General features: G+C 72.0%; 15 protein-coding genes and 2 pseudogenes. 7 read left to right on the top strand and 10 right to left on the bottom strand.

What is annotated here, in order from left to right:
• From D581_RS0135920 to D581_RS1000000142475, 5 genes and pseudogenes are all read left to right on the top strand, one after another.
• A partial coding sequence (locus D581_RS0135920) for a transposase (RefSeq protein WP_018961918.1) occupies nucleotides 1–259 on the top strand: 259 nt, incomplete at its 5' end.
• Nucleotides 260–1070: 811 nt separating this feature from the next.
• Nucleotides 1071–1259 carry a hypothetical protein gene (locus D581_RS1000000142480; RefSeq protein WP_486585921.1) on the top strand — a complete coding sequence of 63 codons (189 nt, stop codon included), beginning with the start codon at nucleotides 1071–1073 and terminating at the stop codon, nucleotides 1257–1259.
• Nucleotides 1260–1554: 295 nt separating this feature from the next.
• A pseudogene (locus tag D581_RS0135910) lies at nucleotides 1555–2085 on the top strand (transposase family protein); the annotation flags it as partial.
• 232 nt (nucleotides 2086–2317) lie between these two features.
• Nucleotides 2318–3379 carry an IS110 family RNA-guided transposase gene (locus D581_RS0135905; protein WP_018961931.1) on the top strand — a complete coding sequence of 354 codons (1062 nt, stop codon included), beginning with the start codon at nucleotides 2318–2320 and terminating at the stop codon, nucleotides 3377–3379.
• A gap of 16 nt (nucleotides 3380–3395) precedes the next feature.
• Nucleotides 3396–3623, top strand: a pseudogene (locus tag D581_RS1000000142475) (transposase family protein); the annotation flags it as partial.
• Nucleotides 3624–3719: 96 nt separating this feature from the next.
• On the opposite strand, the gene D581_RS0135900 reads toward D581_RS1000000142475, so the two are convergent.
• The 4 genes from D581_RS0135900 to D581_RS0135885 form a co-directional block, all read right to left on the bottom strand.
• Nucleotides 3720–4799: an arylcarboxylate reductase component gene (locus tag D581_RS0135900; RefSeq protein WP_018961930.1), complete on the bottom strand. Its 1080-nt coding sequence runs from the start codon at nucleotides 4797–4799 to the stop codon at nucleotides 3720–3722.
• The gene (locus D581_RS0135895; RefSeq protein WP_018961929.1) at nucleotides 4796–5758 is read right to left on the bottom strand and encodes a malonyl transferase; all 963 of its coding nucleotides are present in this window, start codon (nucleotides 5756–5758) and stop codon (nucleotides 4796–4798) included. The genes D581_RS0135900 and D581_RS0135895 overlap by 4 nt, the downstream gene beginning before the upstream one ends.
• A 249-nt stretch (nucleotides 5759–6007) precedes the next feature.
• A complete protein-coding gene (locus tag D581_RS1000000142470) occupies nucleotides 6008–6232 on the bottom strand; it encodes a LuxR C-terminal-related transcriptional regulator (RefSeq protein WP_229866114.1) in 225 nt (74 codons plus the stop codon).
• A gap of 161 nt (nucleotides 6233–6393) precedes the next feature.
• The gene (locus D581_RS0135885) at nucleotides 6394–7155 is read right to left on the bottom strand and encodes a thioesterase II family protein (RefSeq protein ID WP_018961927.1); all 762 of its coding nucleotides are present in this window, start codon (nucleotides 7153–7155) and stop codon (nucleotides 6394–6396) included.
• A 612-nt stretch (nucleotides 7156–7767) separates the two neighbouring features.
• Between D581_RS0135885 and D581_RS0135880 the strand changes: the two genes are divergently transcribed.
• Both D581_RS0135880 and D581_RS0135875 read left to right on the top strand, forming a co-directional pair.
• The gene (locus tag D581_RS0135880) at nucleotides 7768–9594 is read left to right on the top strand and encodes an AfsR/SARP family transcriptional regulator (RefSeq protein ID WP_486585922.1); all 1827 of its coding nucleotides are present in this window, start codon (nucleotides 7768–7770) and stop codon (nucleotides 9592–9594) included.
• Nucleotides 9595–9714: 120 nt separating this feature from the next.
• Nucleotides 9715–10377 carry a class I SAM-dependent methyltransferase gene (locus tag D581_RS0135875; RefSeq protein WP_018961925.1) on the top strand — a complete coding sequence of 221 codons (663 nt, stop codon included), beginning with the start codon at nucleotides 9715–9717 and terminating at the stop codon, nucleotides 10375–10377.
• A gap of 42 nt (nucleotides 10378–10419) precedes the next feature.
• Here the strand turns inward: D581_RS0135875 and D581_RS0135870 are convergent, their stop codons facing one another.
• The 6 genes from D581_RS0135870 to D581_RS0135845 all read right to left on the bottom strand — a co-directional run.
• A complete protein-coding gene (locus D581_RS0135870; protein WP_018961924.1) occupies nucleotides 10420–11520 on the bottom strand; it encodes an HAD-IIIC family phosphatase in 1101 nt (366 codons plus the stop codon).
• Nucleotides 11521–11555: 35 nt separating this feature from the next.
• Nucleotides 11556–12671 carry an acyl-CoA dehydrogenase family protein gene (locus D581_RS0135865; protein ID WP_018961923.1) on the bottom strand — a complete coding sequence of 372 codons (1116 nt, stop codon included), beginning with the start codon at nucleotides 12669–12671 and terminating at the stop codon, nucleotides 11556–11558.
• The gene (locus D581_RS0135860) at nucleotides 12664–12945 is read right to left on the bottom strand and encodes an acyl carrier protein (RefSeq protein WP_018961922.1); all 282 of its coding nucleotides are present in this window, start codon (nucleotides 12943–12945) and stop codon (nucleotides 12664–12666) included. Before D581_RS0135860 ends, D581_RS0135865 begins: the two co-directional genes overlap by 8 nt.
• Before the next feature lie 22 nt (nucleotides 12946–12967).
• Nucleotides 12968–13837, bottom strand: coding sequence for a 3-hydroxyacyl-CoA dehydrogenase family protein (locus D581_RS0135855; RefSeq protein WP_026291215.1), 870 nt, complete (start codon nucleotides 13835–13837; stop codon nucleotides 12968–12970).
• Between the two features lie 17 nt (nucleotides 13838–13854).
• A complete protein-coding gene (locus tag D581_RS0135850) occupies nucleotides 13855–20193 on the bottom strand; it encodes a type I polyketide synthase (protein WP_018961920.1) in 6339 nt (2112 codons plus the stop codon).
• 31 nt (nucleotides 20194–20224) lie between these two features.
• Nucleotides 20225–23746 (bottom strand): SDR family NAD(P)-dependent oxidoreductase (locus tag D581_RS0135845; protein WP_051114695.1); only part of this gene is annotated, 3522 nt, incomplete at its 5' end.

Below are 23746 nucleotides of genomic sequence, written 5' to 3'. Positions count from 1 at the left end.
GGACAAGGCGTACTACTCCGCGGAGCACCTCCGCTGGCTCCGCAGCCGGAACCTCATCGCGCGGATCGCCCGTCCCGGTATCGAGTCCGGCGAGCAGCTCGGTCGGCACCGCTGGAAGATCGAGCGGTCGATCTCCTGGCTCTTCGGCTACCGCCGACTCACCGTCCGGTACGAACGAAAGGGCAGCCACTTCCTTGCCTTCCTCGGCCTCGCCGCAGCCCTGACCTGCTACAAAAGACTTGCGAAAGTCACCACGTGAGACGTCCTCTTAGGCGGCGGTCGAACCGCTGGATCGATGGCGGGCTTCCTGTTGCCCGAGCCGAGAATTGCATCAGGAAGCCTACTCGTGTGGCGGCGACGTGCCAGAACGCCGCGGCGAAGGGCGGCGATGGCGTCGTTCACATCCCGGAGGGCTGCCCCGGGGCGGAACGTCCCTACGGTTCGGACCCGTTGAGTTCCCTCCAGTCATCCGGACGCCTCAGTCCCCCGACGAAGCAGGCGGCCGCGGTCGGCCGACATCCTCATGTCAGTCAGGCCATTCATGCCATGGCGACGGCACATGGTGGGTGTGCCGTCCACGCGGGCGGTTCGTCGGCGTCATGCCTGGGCGTCGTCCCGACCCTGAGCTCCAGCGGAACGTGTTCAGGTCCCGTTCGGAGTCGGAGAGGTCATGAGAGCAACCTATTTCCACCACAAATCGCAGTTGGTCCATGAATCAGATGTTTCGCCTGTGGGCTGCGTTTGCAGGTGGGAGGGCACCGGGTGAGGGTCGAGGGGTCCAGGAGTTCCTTGGGGTGCAATCCAACATCTCGGTAAGGGTCCCGGAGGGGAGGGGACCAGCCATGACCGAGATGGCGATGACGTCATTGCGGACGGCTCCCTGAGTCGACGCCGGTGGCTCAAACGTTGCGACTACGCGAACCGGACAAATGGAAGTGAAGGAGACCCCCAATGGCTACGCAGGTCAGCAAAGCGGTCCTGGTACGGCTTCAGGCTCTCCCCGGCAGGGAGGACGACGTCCGCGACTCCTGAATCAGGGGCTGTCAATCGTTGAGGGGGAGCTCGGAACGGTGAGGTGGTTCGGAATCCAGTTCGGACCCTCGTCGTTCGGGCTCTTCGATGCCTTTCCCGACGACGACGGGCGCCAAGCACACCTGTCGGGCACGGTCGCGCAGGCGCTCAGTGAGAAGACGGGTGAGTTCTTCGAGGAACCCACGATCGAGCTGATCGATGTGGTCGTGGAGAAGCAGCCCGCTTGAGACCCCGTGAGGACGGGCCAGGGCGAGGCGTCACTTCCAGCGGGCGGGGCCGAGGCTCCACGAACGCGTAGCTCGAAGCAGGCTCCGCTGGTCCGGAAGGCGACTTCCTCGGCGGACGGCTCTGTTTTCCGCGTTGGCTGATCGGGCACCCAGTGCCGGAGCGGGAGTCCTTCACGACAGTGAGCCCTTTCCAACCTGACGGTGTGGGCGGGTGGTTGGCGGGTTACGCGAAGCGGTGAAGCTCCCGGTAGACGGGTTCACGACCAAGATCATCCGTGCCGACCAGGAGCTTCGCGTGCTTGACAACTCATCGGCGATCGATTTGTCCAGTGGCCATCTGCGCCACCTCGCCGGGCACCTGGCTGCGCGCCGTCGTGAGATCGGCATGCGGTGGCGGCGCATCACGCCGGGCCTCCAGGCCCTCCTGGTTCTGGCGCATCTGCGCTGCGGTGACACCTACGCCCAGCTTGCCGCCGGGTTCGGCATCGGGGTCGCGACGGTCTACCGCTATGTCCGCGAGGCGATAGAAGTCCTGGCCACGCTCGCTCCAAGCCTGGTCCAGGTCATGCGGACCGCGAGCCGCCCGGCCTTTGTGATCCTCGACGGCACCCCCCTGCTGCCGATCGACCGAATCGCCGCCGACACCCCGTACTACTCCGGCAAACACAAACGTCACGGCATGAACGTCCAGGTTGTCACCGACCCGTTCGGCCGCCTGCTGTGGGCTTCGCCCGCGCTGCCCGGCTCCACCCACGACCTGACTGCGGCCCGCACTCACGGGATCGTCGAAGCTCTCGCCGCTGCCGAACTCAAGTGCTGGGCGGACAGTGATGATGGTTCATGGCGTCACCGACAGATCCGTCCCTTGGGCTGACTGACCGGAACCTCGTGTCCTTGCCTTGATCCGTCGGCCTGTCGGTGACGCCATCGCGCGTGGCCGGCCAGGGGCATCGTGACTTCATAGGTGCTTGTGCAAGAAGACCCGTCACTGTCGTGTCCGCCTGCCCCGACCGGCCCGTGTTGCCCTGTCAGCACGATGAGAAGGCAGCAGCTTTCACATGATCAACCAGCAGCCCGAGAAGGAAGTCTTCGCCGGAGTCGACACCCACACCGACACCCACCATGCCGCCGTGGTGGACCCGCTGGGACGTCCACTCGGCGACCGAGAGTTTCCCACGACCACCCAGGGATACCGCGCCCTGTTGATGTGGCTCATCACGTTCGGCCACGTACAAGTGGTGGGTGTGGAGTGCACCGGCTCCTACGGCGCCGGACTGACGACGGTGCTGAGCGCGGCCGACCTGACGGTGGTCGAGGTCAACGCCCCCGACCGGGGCACCCGACACACCCGCGGCAAATCCGACCCGATCGATGCCTATGCCCGCGCAGCAGCCTCAGGACGAGCCACGGCCATCCCCAAGGCCCACACCGGCACGGTGGAAGCCCTTCGCCAGCTGCGTGTGGCCCGCGCGTCCGCGATCAAGGCCAGAACCCAGGCGAGCAACCAACTCATCGGCCTGCGGGTAACCGCTCCCGAGCCTCTGCGCGCGTCGCTCACCGGGCTCACCCGCACCACCCTGGTCAACCGCTGCCTTCGGCTGCGGCCAGGAGCTGACCTCACCTGTCCCACGGAGGCCGCCCGCTACGCACTGCGGCAACTGGCACGCCGCATCCGCATGCTCACCGAGGAGATCGACGAGGTCACCGAACGCCTGACAATGCTCACCACGTCCGCCGGTCCTGAGCTCGTCGCACTATTTGGCGTGGGTACAGAGACCGCCGGTCAGCTCCTGGTCACGGCCGGCGACAACCCCGAACGGCTGCGCACGGAATCCGCGTTCGCCGCTCTATGCGGCACCGCTCCAGTTCCGGCTTCCTCCGGACGCACCGACCGACATCGACTCAGCCGAGGCGGAGACCGCCAGGCCAACCGCGCCCTCCACATGATCGCGGTAGTGCGGATGCGCTACTGCCCCCGCACTCGCGCCTACGTTGCGCGCCGCACCCAGCAGGGACTCTCCAAGAAGGACATCATCCGTTGCCTCAAACGCTTCATAGCCCGCGAGGTCTACCACGCGCTCACCCGCACCCACAACGGCAGCACCACTCCGTCGACTTGACTTCTAAAGGAGCATCAAGGCATACCAAGGTGCCGGCTGCCCGGTCCGGGTGCCCTTCCGCGGCCGTCGCCTCAAGCGGTGGCAGCGCCGACACAACAGCACGCACGCCAAGATCCGCTGCCTCGGCGAGCAGGCCATGGCTACCCTGAAGGGCTGGTGATCGCTACGGAAGCTCCGCTGCAGCACGAACCGGATCACCGACGTGGTGCAGGCCGTTCTCGTCCTTCACCACGCGACAGCGTGAGATGGGAAAACCCTCACGGTAGCGACCGTTGCAGTACATGGACCTGGCCGGGGGGCCTCGCCCCGGGAGGACCCGCCGACAGCCCGGGGTGCCGCGTCAGTAGAGGCCCTCGGGCGAGGAGTTGGTGATCTGGAGAGGGCGGATGTTGGCGACGCCGTCGGTGGGCCAGTGGTCGGTCGGGTGGCGGAGGGCCTGGTCGCGTTCCAGGATGTTGGGGAGGAAGAGGTCCTCGTGGAGGACTGTGAGACGGACCCGGCCGACCGTGCCCGGGGCTACCGGGGTCGAGAGGTCGTTCCTGTCGACCACTGCCATGGTGACCTGTGGATAGTTCGGGACGTAGCTGATCAGTTCGCCGTCCTGCTCGATGTCCAGGCAGGCCGCATTGCCGAAGGTGTTGCCGTAGGTCAGTCCGCAGATCCCGCCCCGCAAGGCGGTGGTGAAGGTCCGGTACATGTCGGCGCTGATCTGGGTACCGCTCAGGCGTACGCCGTCCAGGGACGCCACCAGTTCAGGCCGGTGTCGGCAGAGGGCCTGGAGGAGGGCCGGGGTGGTGTTGAGATAGTGGACCCGGCCCTGAACGAGGACATCGGTGATCTGCTCCATCAGGTGGGTGGTGTAGTCGTCGACCTCGGCCAGGCGCCCCGCCCGGATGAGGCGCTTGACCCAGCGGGGGTCCATGTCCACGGCGTACACCTGGCCCGCGTGGAGTTCCGACACCTCCCGGACGCCGTTGCCGATCAGGTGCGGCCCGGTGGGGGTGGCCTGCAGCCAGGCGCGACCGGGAGCGAACCCTTCCCGTACGAAGGACCAGCGGCGCCAGCTCGCCCGGTGCAGCAGCATGTCGGCGGTGTAGAAAGCCCGGCAGGGGGTGCCGGTGGTGCCTCCGCTGTCCCAGACCCGTCCGGCCAGCGGCCTGGGCACGGACAACGGGACGAGGTCGGCGGGGTCCTCGTGGCGCAGCCGGTCGAGCGGGAACGGGCCGAAGGCTCCGAGCTGGTCGTAGCGGGTGATGTCGCGGGGGTCGAAGTCCAGCCGGGGGGCCTGACCGAGCCAGTAGGGGCTGCCGGACACCGGGTCGAAGTGCCGTCGGACCACGGTGCGGGTCCATTCGTCGAGGTCAGTGTCCAGCCATCGTGCGATCCAGGCGTCGGGGTCGGCGCGGGGGGCGGCGGTCACGACAGGCCCGGGACGCCGGAGAGGTCAATGCCGAGGTCGTAGGCGGTGGTCAGGGCCTGCTCAACGTGCTCGGGCCGCTCGATGTGGACCACGGGGAAGGGGAACGCGAGGATGCCCTCGGGGATCGAGGGGCCCATCACCAGACCGAGCCGTACGCCCTGCTGCTTCATCCCGCTGTAGACGTCGACCAGGCTGATCGGGTTCGTGGAGTTGCGCTGGAAGAGATCCCTGACGTCGGCCGCGGTGCGAAGGACCTTGGGCTCCAGGCAGGACAGCAAGGGGAGTTCGGGATCGGCGAAGGGGATCGCGTCGATGCGCGGGGCCATGAAGTCGCGGTAGGGCCGACGCAGCGGGGTGTGGACGGCGATGGTGCGCCCGGGGAGGGGCACGACCGTTCCCGGTGGGGCCTCGGCAGCGAGCGCGCCGAGTGCTTCGGCGTGACCGGCGAGCATCATGATGCGCCGGGTGCCGTCGGCCGTGGGTCCGAAGTCGCCCGCCAGATGGATGCCGGGGACGCTCTCGCCCGGGTGGGAGGGGGCGCCCTCGGCGAGGGGGCCGAAGGCGATGGCTATCCCCTGCCGCGGGTCTCCGGCGGGCGGTTCCGGGGCGTCGCGGGAACCGGCCAGCATGTCGAACAGTTCCCGCCGCCCCAGCGCCCCGGCGAGACAGCTGGCGGTCATCGCACCGAGGCTGAGTCCGCCGATGGCCGCGGGGCGCAGGCCGAACGAGGCGAGTACGTCGTGTACGCCGATCGCGAGGGCGGCTTCGCGGACGGTGCCGACGCTCTGGCGCTCTTCCTGGGCGGTCGGGAGGTCCTCCTCCAGGATCTGTCCGACCGTCAGCCCGGTCCATGCGGAGACTTGTTCGTACCAGCTCTGCACCGTCTCGTAGGTCCGGTAGAGCTCCAGGCCCCGCGGCTCGGTTCCGACGCCACCGCCGAACAGGTACCCCAGACTCATGACAGCTCCCGTGGATTGGTGTGAATGGAGGGGCAGTGGTGCGGCCCAGGCGCAATACAGCGGACGTGTACCTGCCAGTCCCATGGTGCAGAATCCGGCGCTGGCCCCGTCGGTGATCTGTCCCGCGGCGCGATATCGAGACGATATCCGGCTCTGACAAAATCTCCGGCAGCATACCGGCGGAGTGCGTTTCCCACCTTCGGAATGGATCTTTCCGACCCTTTCTCCGGAGGTCTTTGAATCTTTCTTCTAGGGTTCAAGAAATTCCGGGAGGACACGGGGCGGCCAGGCCCCGACGCTCAGCACACCGAGCGAGTGCGCCCGGGAAATCAGAGCGGCCCGGTTGGTGGCCTGAAAATGACGCATCATCAACCCGATGCGGTACTCGACGCCCTGTCGGCTCAGATAGAGCGATGCCGCCAGCCGGACGGTCGGGGTGCCGACCGCGACACCTTCCAGGATGCGGACGTCCACGGCGGTCAGCCGCCGGACGCCCGTGCCGGCGGACGGGCCTCCGCCCGCCGGACGGGCGTCGCCGACGGGCTCGGACCTCGGCGGCCGCGGTGCGGGCTTGATCTCTTCAGAGGTCGCTGACGGTGTCACTCCCCGGTCCCCCTTCTCTGTCGTCCGTTGTCTCAGGTGCGCAGCGTGCCGGTGAGGTGGTCACGGAGCATGGCGGTCACCTCGTCCGCCCCGCTGCTGAGGTAGAAATGCCCGCCGGGGAAGACCCTGAGGTCGAACGCGGCCGTCGTGCGGTCGCGCCAGTGCGCGGCCTCGGGGACCGGTGTCCATGGGTCCTGGTCCCCCACCACGGCGGTGACCGGGCAGGTGACCGCGGCGTCGCGGTCGGCCCGGTACGCGCCCAGGGCGCGGTAGTCGCCGCGCAGCGCGGGCAGCACCATCCGCAGCAGTTCCTCGTCCTCCAGAAGCCGGGCGTCGGTGCCGCTCATGGCCCTGACCTCCGCCACGATGCCCTCGTCGTCGAGCGGGTGGGAGAGCTCGGGCCCGTCGACGGACGGCCCCTTGCGGCCGGAGACGAAGAGGTGGTCGATCCGGCCGCCCGCGCGCTCGATCCTCCGGGCCACCTCGAAGGCGACGAGCGCGCCCATGCTGTGTCCGAAGAGCGTCAGGGGGAGGTCGCCCCAGCGGCGCAGCGCTTCGGCCACGTCGTCGGCCATGCGGTGCAGGTCCTGGACGGCGGGCTCCTCCCGGCGGTCCTGCCTGCCGGGGTATTGCACGGCCAGGAGGTCGACCGGTCCGCGCAGCGCCGCGGACACCGGGAAGTAGAAACTGGCCGAGCCACCGGCGTGCGGAAAGCAGACCAGTCGGCGCGTGGCCGTCGGCGAGGGATGGAAGCGACGGCACCACAGGTCACTGTCCAAGGAAAGCGAGGTCATGTCGGCCTTTCAATCCTTTCTCGAATTTTCCGCACGGGGCCGGCGAGCGGTGCTCGGTGATCGCATGGCACATCCTCTGCACCGGTGGGTCGGCCAGTACACGCTATTGCAGGGAGCGCCGAGCGGCGGTGATCGGCGATTCAGGGCACCGCATATGACAGCCTGCCATGCCCCTCGGAATGTCAGCAAGTATGCATCTGAGCATATCCGGCCACGCAGGTCCGCGTTCAATTACCTCTGATTCTCCGGTAAATGGCGAGAAAGTTGCGGTCCGGGTCAATCCAGGGGATTCACTCGGCTCCGGCTCCGCGGCGACGGGGCCGGGCGGACACGTGACGGCCGACCCGCCGCTCTCCCGTACGACCCACAGCCTCCGGCCGCCCCGGAGCTGGGACGCGGCGCCGCCACGAGGGTGCCGAGCAGCGTAAACCCGGCACGAGCGCAAGATGCTCGCTCTAGGAATACATCTAGACACGACAGGAGCGCGTTGACCCCCACATGGTCGCCTAAGACGCTGGAAGCTGTCTTGCCCACCGGTCGAGCGACGAAGAGGACTCCCCCTTGAACTTCCTGTTGCTGGGCCCACTTTCCGTCCGGCTGAACGGGCGTGAGGTGCACGTGTCGGCGCCGAGGCAGCGCGTGGTCATGGCAGCGCTCCTCCTCAACGCCAACCGGGTGATCTCGGTCGACCGCATCACCGAGTACGTTTGGGACGGCGCACCGCCTCCGAGTGCCGCCGCGACCGTGCGCACCTACGTGATGCGCCTGCGGCAGTCGCTGGGCGAGCACGCCTCCGCCCGCATCCTCACCCGGGCGCCCGGCTACCTCCTCGAACTCGGGGAGCACGAGAGCGATCTCGGCCAGTTCACCGCCCACCGCAGACTCGCGGCGGAGCTGGCCGAGCGCGGAGACCTGGAGGGCTCCTCTGCCGAGCTGGCCGAGGCACTCGCCCTGTGGCGCGAGGAGCCGCTGGCGGACATCCCGTCACGGACGCTGCGCGATGTGGAGGGCCGCTACCTCCAGGAGCTTCGGCTGCAGACCATGGAGCTGCGGTTCGACGCGGAGCTGGCGCTGCTGCGGCACGCCGAGATCGTGCCGGAGCTGGTACGGCTGGTGCGGGAGCATCCCTTACAGGAGGCCCTGGTGGGCAAGTTGATGCTGGCGCTCTTCCGCTCGGGACGGCAGTCGGAGGCCCTGGACCTCTACCGGCGCACCCGGGTGCTGCTCGTCGAACAGCTCGGGGCCGAGCCGAGCGCGGATCTGCGCGAGGTCCACCGGCACATCCTCTCGGCCCACGACCGGCCCCGTACGCCCGGCCCTCAGGAGCGGCCCGCCGCGGCCCCGGAGACAGCCGCCGCACCGGCCGCTGCCAGGGTCCGGGAGAGGTCCCGCCGGCCCGATCCGGCGCAGCTTCCCTCGGTGCCGCCGCCGCTGTCGGCCCGCTCCGACGCGCTGGCGCGGGTACGGCACTTCCTCACGACCGGCACGATGCCCGCAGGCATGGTGGCGACGGCGGTGGTGACCGGCCGGGGCGGTGTCGGCAAGAGCGCCCTGGCCCTGCACGCGGCGCACACCATGCGCGGCACCTCCGTACACGGCCAGCTCTACGCCGATCTGGGCGGGGCGGAGCGGCCGCTGACCGCCCGGGAGGTGCTGCCCCGGTTCCTGGCAGACCTCGGTGTGCCCCGGCACGAGCTCCCCGGGGAGGAGTCGGAGCGGGAGAGCCTCTACCGCTCGCTCACCGCGGGCCGCCGTCTGCTGGTGGTGCTCGACAACGCCTCCGGCTCCGCGCAGGTGCGGCCGCTGATCCCGGGCAGCGGGGGCAGCAGGCTGCTGGTGACCAGCCGGCGGCGGCTGGCCGATCTGGAGGGTGCGCACACCCTTCTGCTCGGCCCACTGGACGAGGCCGGGTCGCTGGAGCTGCTGGGCAGCATCATCGGCACGGCCAGGGCCGGCGGCGAACCGCGGGCGGCCCGTACGGTGGTGACGGTCTGCGCGGGCCTGCCGCTGGCGATCCGGATCGCGGGGACCCGGCTGCTGGAGCACCCGCACTGGAGCATCGGGCACCTGGCCCGGCGGCTCACGGAGGCCTCCCGGCCGCTGGACGAACTGTGCGCGGGCGATGTCGGTGTCCGGCCCTGCCTGGACGCCGAGGTGGCCGGGCTCCGACGGGCGGCACCGGGCGGAATCGACGCCGCCGAGGTGCTGGCCGCGCTGGGGACCGCCGGGGCTCCCTCGGTCTCCGGCGGCGAGGTCGCGGTGATGTTCGGCTGCTCGGAGGCGCAGGCCGAGGAGGCCCTGGACTCCCTGATCGTGGCGAATCTGCTGGGTCCGCCCGCGGGGGGCCTCTACCGGCTGGACACGCTCCTTCGGGCGTACGCCCGCGAGCAGGCGGGCGACGTACGGCGGCACGGCAGCTCGTACATGCGTGCCGGGTGACCGCACCGACGCCCCTGCCCCGGCCATCGCTCCGATCCTTTCCGACCGGGTCCTTCGCGACCCGATGCCCTTCGCCCTGATCTCCTGCACCCCGATCTCCCTCGAGAGGACCCCCGCACCATGGCCGACCAGACAGCAGCCACCCACGACTTGCTCGCCTACGTCCGCGAGGTCTCCCTCCGTGACGACGATCTCCTCAGGGAGCTGCGGGAGGCCACCGCGGAGCTACCGGGCGGGAGCGCCCTGCAGGTGATGGCGGAGGAGGGCCAACTACTGTCCCTGCTGGTCGGGTTGACCGGAGCCCGGACGGTGCTGGAGATCGGCACCTACACCGGCTACAGCACCCTGTGCATGGCCCGCGCGCTCCCGGTCGGCGGTCTGCTGGTGTCCTGCGACATCGACGACCGGTGGCCGGCCATCGGCGCCGACTTCTGGAAGCGGGACGGGGTCGACGCACAGATCGACCTGCGGATCGGTGATGCCTCCGCGACCCTGGACGCGCTGCTGGCCGAGCGCGGGCCGGAGAGCTTCGACCTGGTGTTCATCGACGCGGACAAGGCCAACTACCTCCGCTACTACGAGGCGTCGCTCTCGCTGCTGCGCGCCGGGGGCCTGATCGTGGTCGACAACACCCTCTTCTTCGGCCGGGTGGCGGACCCGGCCGCCGTGGACCCGGAGACCGCCGGGGTTCGGGCCCTGAACCTGGTGCTGCACGCGGACCCCCGGGTGGAGCTGTCCTTGCTGGTGATGGCCGACGGGATCACCCTCGTCCGTAAGCGCTGAGAGCGGCGGGCCGGAGCCCGGGAGCACCGGCCGCCGCTGCGGTCACGGTGCTCCCGGGCCCCCTTCCGGCGTGTTCAGGTCGGGTGCCTCCACGTCCATGACGGTGGACACCACGCGCGGGCCGGGGGCCAGGTGCAGGCGCTCCAGTCCGGTGTCCTCCCCGGCCGGTACGAGAACGGTGGCGCACGGGCATGGGGCTTCGGCCAGGCCCTCGAGGCCGGCGAACCGGTAGGCGATCTCCATCATCCGGTTGCGTTCGGTCGCCCGGAAGTCCGCCGCCAGGTGGACCCCGGACCGGGCGGCGGCGTCGGCTAGCCAGTTCAGCAGGGTGGCGCCGGCCCCGTAGGCGACGACCCGGCAGGAGGTGGCGAGCAGCTTGAGGTGCCACAGGCCCGGGTGCCGCTCCAGCAGCAAGACCCCGACCGCGCCGTGCGGGCCGAACCGGTCGGTGAGGGTGACCACCAGGACCTCGTGCCGGGGGTCGGTGATCAGGCCGCGCAGCACCGCGTCCGGGTAGTGGACCCCGGTCGCGTTCATCTGGCTGGTGCGCAGGGTGAGTTCCTCGACCCGGGACAGCTCCTCACCGGTGGCCCGGCCGATGCGCATCCGCAGGTCCAGGGAGCGCAGGAACTCCTCGTCGGGGCCAGGTGCGGCCGCCCGCTCGGCCTCGCGGCGGAAGCCCGCCTGGTACATCTCGCGGCGGCGCCGGGAGTCGACGGTGCTGGTCGCGGGGGTGAATTCGGCGAGGTCGGGGAGGGCCAGGACCCGGTCGGCCGGGTAGCACCGTACGTCGGGCAGGTGGAAGGCCACTTCGGCCCGTTCGGCGGGCCGGTCGTCGACGAAGGCGATGGTCGTGAGCGCGAAGTTCAGCCGGTCCGCGATCCGGCGCACCGCGTCGGACTTGGCGCCCCACCCGATCGCCGGCAGGACGAAGTACTCGGCCACGCCGAACGCCTCCAGCCGGGCCCAGGCGTGGTCGTGGTCGTTGCGGCTGGCGACGGACTGGAGGATGCCGCGGGAGTCGAGTTCGATCACCACCTTGCGCACCTCGTCCGGCAGGTGCACCTCGCCGTCCTCCAGCAGGGTGCCCTGCCAGAGGGTGTCGTCCAGGTCCCAGACCAGGCACTTGACGGTCGCGGCCATGTCGTCCTTCCTCGTCGCGTCGGACGCGGGGCCGCTCACGGTGCCCCCGGAGCGGAGAGGGCGTGCTGGGCCAGCATCAGCCGGCACAGTTCGTTGCTGCCCTCGATGATCTCCATCAGCTTGGCGTCCCGGTACGCACGGGCCACCGTGTGCCCGTCCCGGGAGCCGGCCGAGGCCAGTACCTGGACGGCCGTCGCCGCGCCCCGCGCGGCCTGGGTCGCGCTGACGTGTTTGGCCAGTACGGTCGCCACCACCTGGTCCGGGGAGCCTTCGTCCCAGCAGCGGCCGGCGTACTCGCAGACCCGCGTGGCCACCTGCTCGGCCGTGTAGAGGTCGGCGATGTGCCCGGCGACGAGCTGGTGTTCGGCGAGCGGTCTGCCGAACTGCTCCCGTCCGGCGGCGTGCGCGGTGGCCGCTGCCAGGCAGGCCCGCAGGATACCCACGCACCCCCAGGCGACGGACATCCGCCCGTAGGCCAGCGCGGTCGTCACCAGGAGCGCTGTCGGCAGCCCGTGGCCGCCCAGGACGCTGTCGGCCGGCAGTCGCACCCCGTCGAGGTGGACGTCCGCGTGCCCGGCCGCGCGGCAGCCGAGCGGGTCGGTGATCCGTTCGATCCTGACTCCGGGTGTGCCGGTGGGCACCACGACGGCCACCGCACCGTCCTCGTGGCGGCCGACGACGACCAGGAGGTCGGCGTAGTGGGCGGCGGTCACCCACTTCTTGTGTCCGTCGACGACGACTGTGTCACCGTCGCGGCGGACGGTCGTCGTCATCGCCGCGAGGTCGCTGCCCGCGCCCGGCTCGCTGAAGCCGACCGCCGCCAGCGCGCCACCGGTCAGCCGGGGCAGGAGGCCCGCCGACTGCTCGGCGGTGCCCAGGCGCTGGATGGTCCACGCCGCCATGCCCTGGGAGGTCATCACGCTCCGCAGCGAGCTGCACAGGCTGCCTGCGTGGGCGGTGTACACGCCGCTGTGCAGGCTGCTGAGCCCCCAGCCGCCGTACTGCTCCGGGACTTCGGCGCACAGCCGTGCCTCGGCTCCCAGGTCGCGCAGCAGCTCCGGCGGGATGAGGCCGGTGCGGTCCCACTCCCCCGCCAGGTTTCCGACCCTCAGGGTGAGCGAGGTCATGGCACCGCTCAGGTCCTCACCCATGCCGGCCTCCGACGGCGGGTACCCGGAGCCGGTCCACCAGCTCCGCCATCCGCCGTACGGTACGGAAGTTGTCCAGCCGCAGGTCCGCCCCGCGGATGGCGATGGCGTAGGTCTTCTCCAGGTGCACCACCACCTGCATGGCGAACAGGGATGACAAGCCGCCGACGTCGAACAGGTCGGTCTCGGCGTCCCAGGCTGTTCCGGTGCGTTCCTCCAGGAATTCCAGCAGTTCCTTCTCCAGGTCGTGGGTGTCGGGCGTGTTCGCTGTGGTCATGGCCGTCTCCTCGTGGGGGTGATCAGGTGTAGTCGTAGAAGCCGTGCCCGGATTTGCGGCCCAGCCGCCCCTCGCGGACCAGCCGGAGCAGTAGTCCGGTGGGACGGCAGCCGTCGTCGCCGGTGCGTTCGTGGAGCACGGTGAGGGAGTCGACGAGGTTGTCGATGCCGATCAGGTCTGCCGTGCGCAGCGGGCCGGTGGGGTGTCCCAGGCAGCCCTGCATCAGGGCATCGACGTCCTCGGCGGTCGCCGTGCCCTCCTCCACGACCCGGGCCGCGTCGTTGATCATCGGGTGCAGGACGCGGCTGGTGACGAAGCCGGGGGCGTCCCGGACGACGACGGCGCGCCGCCGTACCGCCGTGAGCAGGGCCGCCACGGCGGCCATCGCGGAGTCACCGGTCCGGGGACCGCGGACCACCTCGGCGGTGGTGATCAGGTAAGGCGGGTTCATGAAGTGGGTGCCGACCAGTTCCTCCGGCCGTTCCAGGGCCCCGGCCAGTTCATCGACGGGGATGGAGGAGGTGTTGGTGATCAGCAGGGTTCCGGGCCGGACCAGTCCGCAGACCTCGGACAGGACGGCGGCCTTGACGGCGGCGTTCTCGGTGACCGCCTCGATGACGGCGGTGGAGCCGCCGACGGCCTTGAGCGAGGTTCCGGTGGCCAGGGTGCCGGGGGCTGTCCCGGCGGGTAGGGCGCCCATCAGCTCGGCCAGCCGGAGTTCACCGTCGATCAGTTCCCCGGCCCGGTCGAGCAGGTCCCGGTCGATGTCGACCAGGTGGACCGGCAGGCCGTGTCCGAGGGCGAGGACGGTGATGCCGACGCCCATCACCCCGGCTCCCAGGACGGTGAGGGCGGGGCGCGGGGGCGGGTCGTCGTACGGGGCCGCGGTCAACGAGTTCTCCTTCGTCTTCACAGGTCGTCGGGGGTGCGGAGGGTGGGGCCGAGCCAGTCGGCGACGGCGTCGCCGGTGGTCGCGACATGCTCTTCCATGATCGAGAAGTGGTCTCCGGGAACATCGAGGACGGTGTCGGCACCGGCCCAGGACGAGCGCCAGTCACCGGCTTCGGCGGACGGGCGGCCGAGCGGGGTGGAGGCGCGGACCAGCAGCAGCGGGGCGCGGACCGCCGGTGGGGTCCAGTCGTCGAGCAGACGGAAGTAGCCGCCCATCGCGGTCAGCCGGGTTCCGTCCATCGGGGCCGCCCGGTCCTCGCGGGCGAACATGCCGCCCAGCAGGACGTCGTTGAACTGGGTGATGCCCCGGTTGTCGGAGAGGTAGGTGTCCAGCAGCACCACGGCCGCCGGGCCCTCGCCGCGCTGTTCCAGCGCGGCCGCCACTCCGTGGGCGAGCGTGCCGCCGGAGGAGGAGCCGGCCAGGACGAGGGTCCGTCCGGGCAGTTCCCGGAGCAGGGTCGTCGCGTGGAAGTCCAGCAGGGCAGCCATGTCGGCGGGCAGTTCCTCCTCGGGGGTGAACCCGGGGGCGTCCAGGGCGGCGACGGCGTAACGGTCCCGGAAGCGGGCGGCGAAGCGGGCGTACTGGTGGGCGCCGCCGAGGGCGACGACGGAGCCGAAGCAGACGAGCACGGGGGCGTCGGCGCGCTCGTTCAGGCGCAGCAGCCGGGGGCCGGTACCGGCGGCCGCGAGGTCGCCGCCGCTGTGGAAGGCGGGCCGGAGGGCGGAGGCGTTCTTGAGCAGGGCGATGCCCTCGTCGATCCGGCCGAGCGCGCAGGCACGGCGGAACAGCACGCTCACCGGGTCGTCGGTGTCGGTGTCGGCTGGGGCGGGGCTGGGCGCGGCGGCGCCGGGTGCGGTTGCGGGCCGGGGGGTGTCTTCGGTACGGGCCTCGGTGGCGAGGCGTGCCGCGAGCGCGGCGGGGGTGGCGCTGTCGAAGACGGCGGAGGGCCGTAACCGCAGTCCGGTGAGGGCGGCCAGCCGGTTGCGCAGCTCGACCGCAGTCAGCGAGTCGAATCCGACGGAGAGGAAGGGCGCCGTCGCGGACAGTGCCCCGGAGTCGGTGTGGCCGAGGACTTCGGCGGCCTGGGCGAGGACGAGTTCACGCAGGATCAGTTCGCGTTCCGGTGCGTCGGCGGCGGTGTCGAGCCGGTGGCGCAGCGCCGCCGCGGCACTCGGCGTCCCCTTCGCCCCGGTCGTCGCGGCCGGGCCGCGCCGCACCAGGGAGCGCAGCATCGGGTGCACCGGGCCGTCGCCGCGCGCGGTGAGGTCGAGGTGGGCCAGGACGACAGGGCTCCCGTCCTCCGGCGGGGCGGCGTCGGCGGCACACACCGTGTCCAGCAAGGCCATGGCCGCCTCGTCGGAGAGGCCGCGGGCGCCGCGCCGGTCGATGCGCCGCCGGTCGGCGCCGCCGAGCTCCGCCGTCATCCCGCTGACCCGCTCCCAGGGCCCCCAGGCCAGGGACAGGCCGGGGAGACCGAGCCTCCGGCGTTCCGCGACGAGGGCGTCGAGCGCGGCGTTGCCGGCCGAGTAGGACGCCTGGCCGGGGCTGCCCAGCACACCCGCGGCGGAGGAGAAGACGACGAACGCCGAGAGGTCCGCCCCGCGCGTCAGCCGGTCGAGGTGGTGCGCGGCGTCAAGCTTGGGCCGCAGGACAGCGGTCACCCGCTCCCCCGTCAGCCTGTCCAGCAGACCGTCGTCGAGCACTCCGGCGGTGTGGACCACGGCGCACAGCGGATGGCATTCGGGGATAGCCGCCAGTGCGACGGCCAGTGCCCGACGATTCGTCACATCACAGCGCACGGAGGATATTTCGGCTCCCGCCTCGGCCAGCTCCGCCGTCAGTTCCGGCATCCCAGGGGCGTCGGCGCCACGACGGCTCAGCACGAGGAGGTGGCGTACTCCGTACGCGGTGACGAGATGGCGTGCCAGGACGGCGGCGAGAGCACCGCCGCCGCTCAGCAGTACGGTCCCCTCGGACGGCCCGAACGGGCCGTCGGGCCGGGCCGCCTCCGCGGAGGCGGTGGCGGTGGGAGCCGGTGGCCGGACCAGCCGGGGCGCATACAGGACACCGCCGCGCAGGGCCGCCTGGGGTTCGCCCGTGGCGAGGAGGTCGGCGAGCGCCTCGCCAAAGCCGTCCGGGTCCGGACCGTCGATGTCCAGCAGCACGAACCGGTCGGGGTGTTCGAGCTGAGCGGCGCCGAGCATGCCCCGGACGGCCGCCGCGCCGAGGTCCGCCGGCCGCGCGCCGAGCGGGCCGGTCGCCCCCCGGGTGAGGACCACCAGGGGCGTTCGGGCGGTGCTGTCGTCGGCCAGATGGGCCTGGAGGCGGTTCAGGACCCCGGACACGACCGTGTGCACCGCCTCGAGGTCCGCGTCCCGGCCGGAGGCGTCCCCCGGCTCACCGGTCGCACTCCCGGTGCCTGTTCCGACGGACGGCGGGCAGACCAGCATCATCGCGTCGGCTGTCGCGGACAGGGGTTCGGCAGGGAATCCGGTCGGCAGCAGCCGCTCGTCCCGACGGCCGAGGAGGCCCCAGCGGGTGACCGGGCGCGGGCCGGGCCGGGCGGTGACCGGCGTCCAGCTGACGTGGAAGACGGAGCCGGAGGACGCCCGCAGTGCGGCGGTGGAGGCCGTACGCAGGGTAAGCGCGCCGACCGTCGCCACGGTACGCCCCGAGGGGTCGGTGATCCGCGCGGCAACGGTGTCGGGGCCGTCGGGGCGCAGCCGGACGCGCAGGACCGGTGCGTCGGAGGGCTCGATCACGACGCGCTGCCAGGAGAACGGCAGGGGGACGCCGTCGGCGCGCTCCTCAGCTGCGGCGTCTCCGCGCAGACCGGCCGTCTGGAGGGCCGCGTCCAGGAGGGCCGGGTGCACGGCGAACCCGTCCGCCCCGGTGCCGGAGAGGCCGTCGGACAGGGCCACTTCGGCGTGGATCGCGTCCGGAGTGCGCCAGGCGGCGCGCAGGCCCCGGAACGCCGGACCGTAGCCGACGCCCCGGGCTTCGAGGAGCCCGTACAGCTCGTCCACGTCCAACGGGACGGCGTCGGGCGGTGGCCATGCGCCGACCGGTTCGGCGACCGTGTCGTTCCCGTCGGCCGAGAGCTCCTGGGGGCCGACCGTGCCGGTCGCGTGCCGGGTCCAGGGCGGGGCCTCGGTGCCGGGAGCGGGCTCGGACCGGGAGTGGAACTCCACCGGGCGCCGCCCCATGGGGTCCTCGGCCCCCACCCGTACGCGCAGGTGCACGGCGTGGTCGTCCGCGGCGTCGCCGGGCAACAGCAGCGGAGCGGCGAGGGTCAGTTCCTCCACGAGAGCACAGCCGAGGCGGCGGCCCACGTGCGCGGCCAACTCCACGAGGGCCGCACCGGGCACGATCACGGCTCCGGCCACGGCGTGGTCGGCGAGCCAGGGGTGGGTGGCCGGGGAGATCCGGCCGGTGAAGAGGGTGCCCGCGTCGTCGGGCAGTTCGACCTCGGCGCCGAGCAGCGGGTGGTCCACAGCCGACTGGCCGACGGCCACCGGGTCCCGCCCGGACGGGAGGGCGTCGAGCCAGTAGCGGCGTCGCTGGAAGGCGTAGGTAGGCAGATCCACCCGCTGGACGCCGGTTCCCGCGAACAGCCGCTCCCACTCGACGCGCAGGCCCCGGACGTGTGCCTCGGCGAGAGCGGTCTGGAACCGGCGGAGCCCTCCGGCGCCGCGCCGCAGGGTGTCGAGCACCAGCGTCTCCGGGGCGCCCGCGTCGGCGGCCGTGTCCTCGATCCCGTACATCAGGGCGGGCTGGGGGCCGACTTCGATGAGGACGCGGTGCCCGGCCGCGAGGAGCGATCGGGTCGCCTGCTCGAACTCGACGGTCTGCCGGAGGTTGCGGTACCAGTACTCGGCGTCCAGGGCCTCCGTCTCCAGCAGGCCACCGGTGACGCTGGAGTAGTACGGCACGGAGCCCCGCAGGGGGGTGACGCCGTCCAGGTCGGACAGGAGGCGCTCACGGATCTCCGCCACGTGCGAGGAGTGCGACGCGTAGTCGACCTCGATACGGCTCGCCCACACCCCTTCCTCGAGAAGTTCCTCCACCAGCGCTGTGACCGGGTTCGCGTCGCCCGAAACCACCGTTGAAGAGGGGCCGTTGACGGCGGCCACCGACAACCGGCCCGCCCATGGGGCGATGCGCTCACGCACCACGTCCACCGGCAACGGGATCGACGCCATACCGCCACGGCCCGCCAGCTCCCCCACCGCACGGGAACGCAGCGCCACCACGCGCGCCCCGTCGTCGAGGCTCAGACCGCCCGCCACGCAGGCGGCCGCGATCTCGCCCTGGGAGTGGCCGACGACGGCGTCCGGAACGACCCCGAACGACCGCCACAGCTCCGCCAGCGACACCATCACGGCCCACAGCACCGGCTGCACCACATCGACCCGGGCCAACAGCCGCTCCGAGCCCAGCGCCTCCGTCAACGACCAGTCGACGTAAGGCCCCAGCGCCCGCCCGCACTCCGCCATCCGTCCCGCGAAGACCTCCGACTCCCCCAGCAACTCCGCGGCCATCCCCACCCACTGCGAGCCGTGGCCCGGGAACACGAGCACCGAACGGCCCGGGAGCCGACCGCCGCCGGACACCAGGCCCGCCGCGCCCGCGCCCCGCGACAGGGCGGCGACGCCGGCCAGCAGTTCGTCCCGGTCTGCCCCCACCACCACGGCACGCTCCGCGAACCGCGAACGCCCCACCGCCAGCGAATGGCCCACGTCCACGACGCTCAGCCCCGGTTCCGCCACCACCCGCTCGTGCAGCGCCGCCGCCTGGGCGTGCAGTGCGTCCGGAGTGCGCGCCGACAGTACCCAGGGGACGGCGACGGGCACCGGTCCCGGCGCTTCGGGCGGGTCAACCGGCCTGTCGGGGGCGGCCGTCGGGACTGCGGGGGCCTGTTCCAGGATGACGTGGGCGTTGGTCCCGCTGGCGCCGAAGGAGGACACCCCGGCCCGGCGCGGCCGTCCCGTCTCCGGCCAGGGGGCGGCCTCGGTGAGCAGGGAGACGGCTCCCTCGGTCCAGTCGACGCCGGGCGAGGGGCGGTCGATGTGCAGGGTGCGCGGCATCACTCCGTGCCGTATCGCTAGCACCGACTTGATCACCCCGCCGACGCCCGCGGCGGCCTGGGTGTGAGAGAGGTTGGACTTCAGCGAGCCCAGCCGCAGCGGGCGGTCGGCGGGCCGGTCCTGGCCGTACGTGGCCAGCAGCGCCTGGGCCTCGATGGGGTCGCCGAGCACGGTGCCGGTGCCGTGCGCCTCCACCATGTCCACCTCCGACGGGGCGAGTCCGGCACGCGTGAGGGCCTGGCCGATCACGCGCTGCTGCGCGGGCCCGTTCGGTGCGGTCAGCCCGTTGCTGGCGCCGTCCTGGTTGACGGCCGAGCCCCGGATGACGGCCAGGACGGGGTGGCCCGCGCGCCGGGCGTCCGAGAGGCGTTCCAGCAGGAGCAGGCCCAGGCCCTCCCCGAATCCGGCTCCGTCCGCCGCGGAGGAGAAGGACTTGCTGCGCCCGTCGGGTGCCAGGCCGCGTTGGCGGCTGAATCCGACGTACAGGCCAGGGGTGGACATCACGGTCACTCCGCCGGCCAGGGCCAGGGTTGTGTCGCCGGAGCGCAGCCCCTGGCAGGCGAGGTGGACGGCGACCAGGGAGGACGAGCAGGCGGTGTCCAGGGTGACAGCCGGGCCCTCCAGGCCCAGGGTGTAGGCGATCCGGCCCGAGGCGACGCTCGGGATGCTGCCGGTGCCGAGGAAGCCCTCCACCTCGTCGGGCACGCGGTCGAGGCGGGACGCGTACTCCCCGTAGATCACTCCGGTGTAGACGCCGGTACGGCTGCCGCGCAGGGTCGTCGGGTCGATGCCCGCGCGCTCCACCGCCTCCCAGGACGCTTCCAGCAGCAGCCGCTGCTGCGGGTCCATGGCCAGGGCCTCGCGCGGGGAGATGCCGAAGAAGCCGGGGTCGAAGCCGGTGGCATCGTGGAGGAAGCCGCCTTCCCGGACGTAGAATGTACCGGGGGCGTCGGCGTCCGCGTCGAAGCCGCCCTCGACGTCCCAGCCCCGGTCGGTGGGGAACGGCGAGACCGCGTCGCGTTCCTTGAGCAGCAGCTCCCACAGGTCCTCCGGGGTGCGCACACCCCCGGGGTAGCGGCAGCTCATCGCCACGATAGCGACGGGCTCGGCACAGTCGTCGCGGAGCCGTCGGTTCTCCTCCCGCAGGCGCTGGTTGTCCAGCAGCGAGGCGCGCAGGGCTGCGACCACCTGATCCGTGTCGGCGGGCATGGGGTTCGGCTTCTCCTTCTGCGGCTGTCGGTCAGGCACGTTCGCCGCCCAGGGCCATCCGGACGAGTTCGTCGATGGCCATGTCCTTGATGTCGTCGGCGGCGGGAGTGCCGGTGTCGACCGCCGGTGCCGCCGGCCGGCCGGCGAGGTCCAGGAGGGCGTCGAGGAGACCGGCCCGGCGCAGGGCGGCGGGCGGGATCGTGGCGAGCAGGGAGCTGATCTCGTGGTCCGGCGTCCCGGCCGCCTTCCCGGTGGCGGCGGCTCCGCCCGGCCCGTCGGGTACCAGGCGGGTGCTGAGGTAGGCGGCAACGGCGGCGGGGGTGGGGTGGTCGAAGACCAGGGTCGCGGGCAGCCGGCGGCCGGTGGCGGCGCTGAGCCGGTTGCGGAGTTCGACGGAGGTGAGCGAGTCGAAGCCGAGGTCCTTGAACGGCTGGCCCGGGTCGATGGACCCGGCTCCGCCGTGGCCGAGTATGTCGGCGCCCCGGCTCAGTACCAGGTCGAGCAGGGTGGCGAGGCGTTCCTCCGGGGGGAGGCCGGTCAGTCGGCGGCGCAGCGAGTCGGCCTCGGCGGCGTCAGCCCCGGAGGCCGGGCGGCGTACGATGCCGGGGACCAGGGCCGAGAGGAGGGCCGGGACGGGTGCGGTGCGGGCCGCCGCCCGGAGCCGGGCGAGGTCGATCCTGACCGGCACGAGCAGCGGTTCGTCCAGGGTGAGGGCCGCGTCGAACAGCGCCAGGCCTTCCTCGCTGCCGATGGCCGCGGTGCCTCCCCGGGACATGCGCCGCAGGTCGGCGGCGGTCAGCGTGGCGGTCATGGTGCCACGGCGTTCCCACAGACCCCAGGCGAGTGACTGGGCGGGCAGCTTCAGGGCCCGGCGGTGCTGGGCGAGCGCGTCGAGGAAGGCGTTGGCGGCCGCGTAGTTGCCCTGACCGGCGTTGCCGACCGTGGCGGACGCGGAGGAGAACAGGACGAAGGCCGACAGCGGCAGATCACGGGTGAGGGCGTGCAGATGGAGAGCCGCGTCGACCTTGGGCCGCAGTACGTGGCGCATCCGCGCAGGCGTCAGCGACTCGACCGTACCGTCGTCCAGGACACCGGCCGCGTGGACGACCGCGCTCAGCGGACGGTCGGCGGGGATACGGGCGAGCAGGGCGGCGAGCGTGTCCCGGTCGGCGACGTCGCACGCCTCCACGTCCACCCGGGCGCCACGTCCGCGCAGTTCGGCGGCGAGGCCGGCCAGGCCCGGGGCGTCCGCGCCGCGCCTGCCGACGAGCACCAGGTTCCGTACGCCGTGCGCGGTCACGAGGTGCTGGGCCACCAGACCGCCCAGCGCGCCGCCCGCTCCGGTGACGAGGACGGTTCCGCCGGAAGCGGCAATACCGGCAGGGTTCGTTTCCGGATCCGGATTCAGGTCTGTCGTGATGGTGGCCCTGGTGAGTCGGGGCGCGAGGAGTTGCCCGGCGCGGATGGCCAGTTGGGGTTCGGTTCCGGCCAGGGCCCGGGGCAGCAGGCCGGTCACGGCGGCCGGGTCGTCGGTGTCGATCAGCAGGAAGCGGTCCGGGTGCTCGGACTGGGCGGAGCGGACGAGGCCGCGGACGGCTGCGCCGGTGAGGTCGGTAACCTCCTCCCCGGCCGCCGTGGAGACCGCGCCCCGGGTGACGAGGACGAGCCGGGTGCCGTCGTCCCAGCGCGGGTCGGCCAGCCACTCCTGGACGAGCCGCAGGGCGTCGTCGAGTGCGGTGTGTACGGATGCGGCGTCGGGCGGGGACAGAGGGTGCGGGGCTGTGTCGCACCAGGCCATCACGGCGGCGGGCGACGGCGCTCCCCCGTCCGATGCGGCACCGAGCGCGGCCAGGTCCGGATGGCTGTCCGCATCCGGGAGGGGTGCCGGGCCGCCGAGGACGGCCCAGGGGCCGAGGGGGCTGAGGGGTGCGGTGTCGGGCGCCGCCGACCACTGCACCCGGTATAGGGATTCCGGGCCGCCGGCCGGGCGGAGGGCGTCGAGATCGATCGGGCGGACGGCGAGCGCCTCGACCGACGCGACCGGGAGGCCGGACGGGTCGGTCGCGTCGATCGCCACCGACCCGTCCGGCCGGAAGCCGAGCCGTACCCTGAGCGCGGTGGCCTCGGAGGCGTACAGCGTGACTCCGCTCCAGGAGAACGGCAGCCCGGCGGAGGGCCGGTCCAGGCCCGGTCCGCTCTCCGGCCGGTCCCGCAGGAACAGTCCCTGGAGGGCGGCGTCCAGGAGGGCGGGGTGCACACCGAAGGCGGCGGCGGACCGGTGCTGCTCCTCGGGCAGGCGTACTTCGGTGAAGATCTCGTCGCCCCGGCGCCAGGCGCTGATGAGTCCGCGGAAGGCGGGTCCGTAACCGTAGCCGGAGGCCTGGAACCGCTCGTACAGGTCGTCGACGGGGATCGGGACGACGCCGGGCGGGGGCCAGGATCCGGGGTTGTCCGGTGCGGGCGGTGGCTTACGGGTCGTGGCGTCGGCGATGAGCACGCCGGTCGCGTGCGCGGTCCAGTGCGGGGTCGTCGCGTCCTCACGGCAGGAGAACAGGTCCAGGGAGCGGCTGCCGTGCGCGTCCGCGGCGCCGACCCGCACTTGCAGGCGTACTGCGGTGTCGCAGGGTATCAACAGGGGTGCCTTGAGCGTCAGTTCCTCCACCGTGTGGCATCCGGCCTCGTCCGCCGCGCGTACGGCGAGTTCCGCGAAGGCCGCGCCGGGCAGCAGGACCGTACCGGCCACGGCGTGGTCGGCGAGCCAAGGGTGGGTCCGCAGCGACAACCGGCCGCTGAGCAGCAGTTCACCCGTGTCGGCCAGTTCGGTGGCCGCTCCGAGGAGGGGGTGGTCGGCGGGGTCGAGCCCGGCCGATCCCACATCGGCCGCCGTGGTGAGCGGAGGCTCGGGCCAGTAGCGGCTGCGCTGGAAGGCGTACGTCGGCAACTCGACCCGCCGCGCCCCCGGAAACGCCCCCGACCAGTCGACCCCCAACCCCCGCTCCCAGGCGCGGCCCACCGCACGCAACACCTGCTCCTGGCCGCCTTCTCCACGCCGGAGCGTCCCGAGCACCGCAGCATCCACACCCGCCGCCTCGACCGACTCCCCCACCGCAACGCCCAGCACAGGGTGCGGGCCGGCCTCGACGAAGAACCGGATACCATCGGCCAACAGCACCTCCGTCGCCTTCCCGAACTCGACCGTCCGACGGAGGTTTTGGTACCAGTACTCCGCGTCCAGGTTCTTCGTGTCCAGCCAGCCACCCGTCACCGTCGAGAGAAACGGCACCGAGCCCGAGCGCGGGCTGATGTCCTTCAGACCGGCGAGCAACTGCTCGCGGATCTCCTCCACATGCGAGCAGTGCGACGCGTAATCCACCTCGACACGACGGGCCCGGACACCCTCACCGGCCAGTTCTTCGAGGAGACCGGCAATCGCGTCCGCGTCACCCGACACCACCGTCGACGAGGGGCCGTTGACCGCAGCCACCGACAACCGCCCCGCCCACGCAGCTATGCGCTCCCGGACCACGTCCACCGGCAACGGCACCGACGCCAT

The sequence above is a fragment of the Streptomyces sp. CNB091 genome (assembly GCF_000377965.1).
The sequence above is the reverse complement of the archived record's forward strand: the minus strand, read 5'-3'. Positions and strand labels throughout refer to the sequence as shown.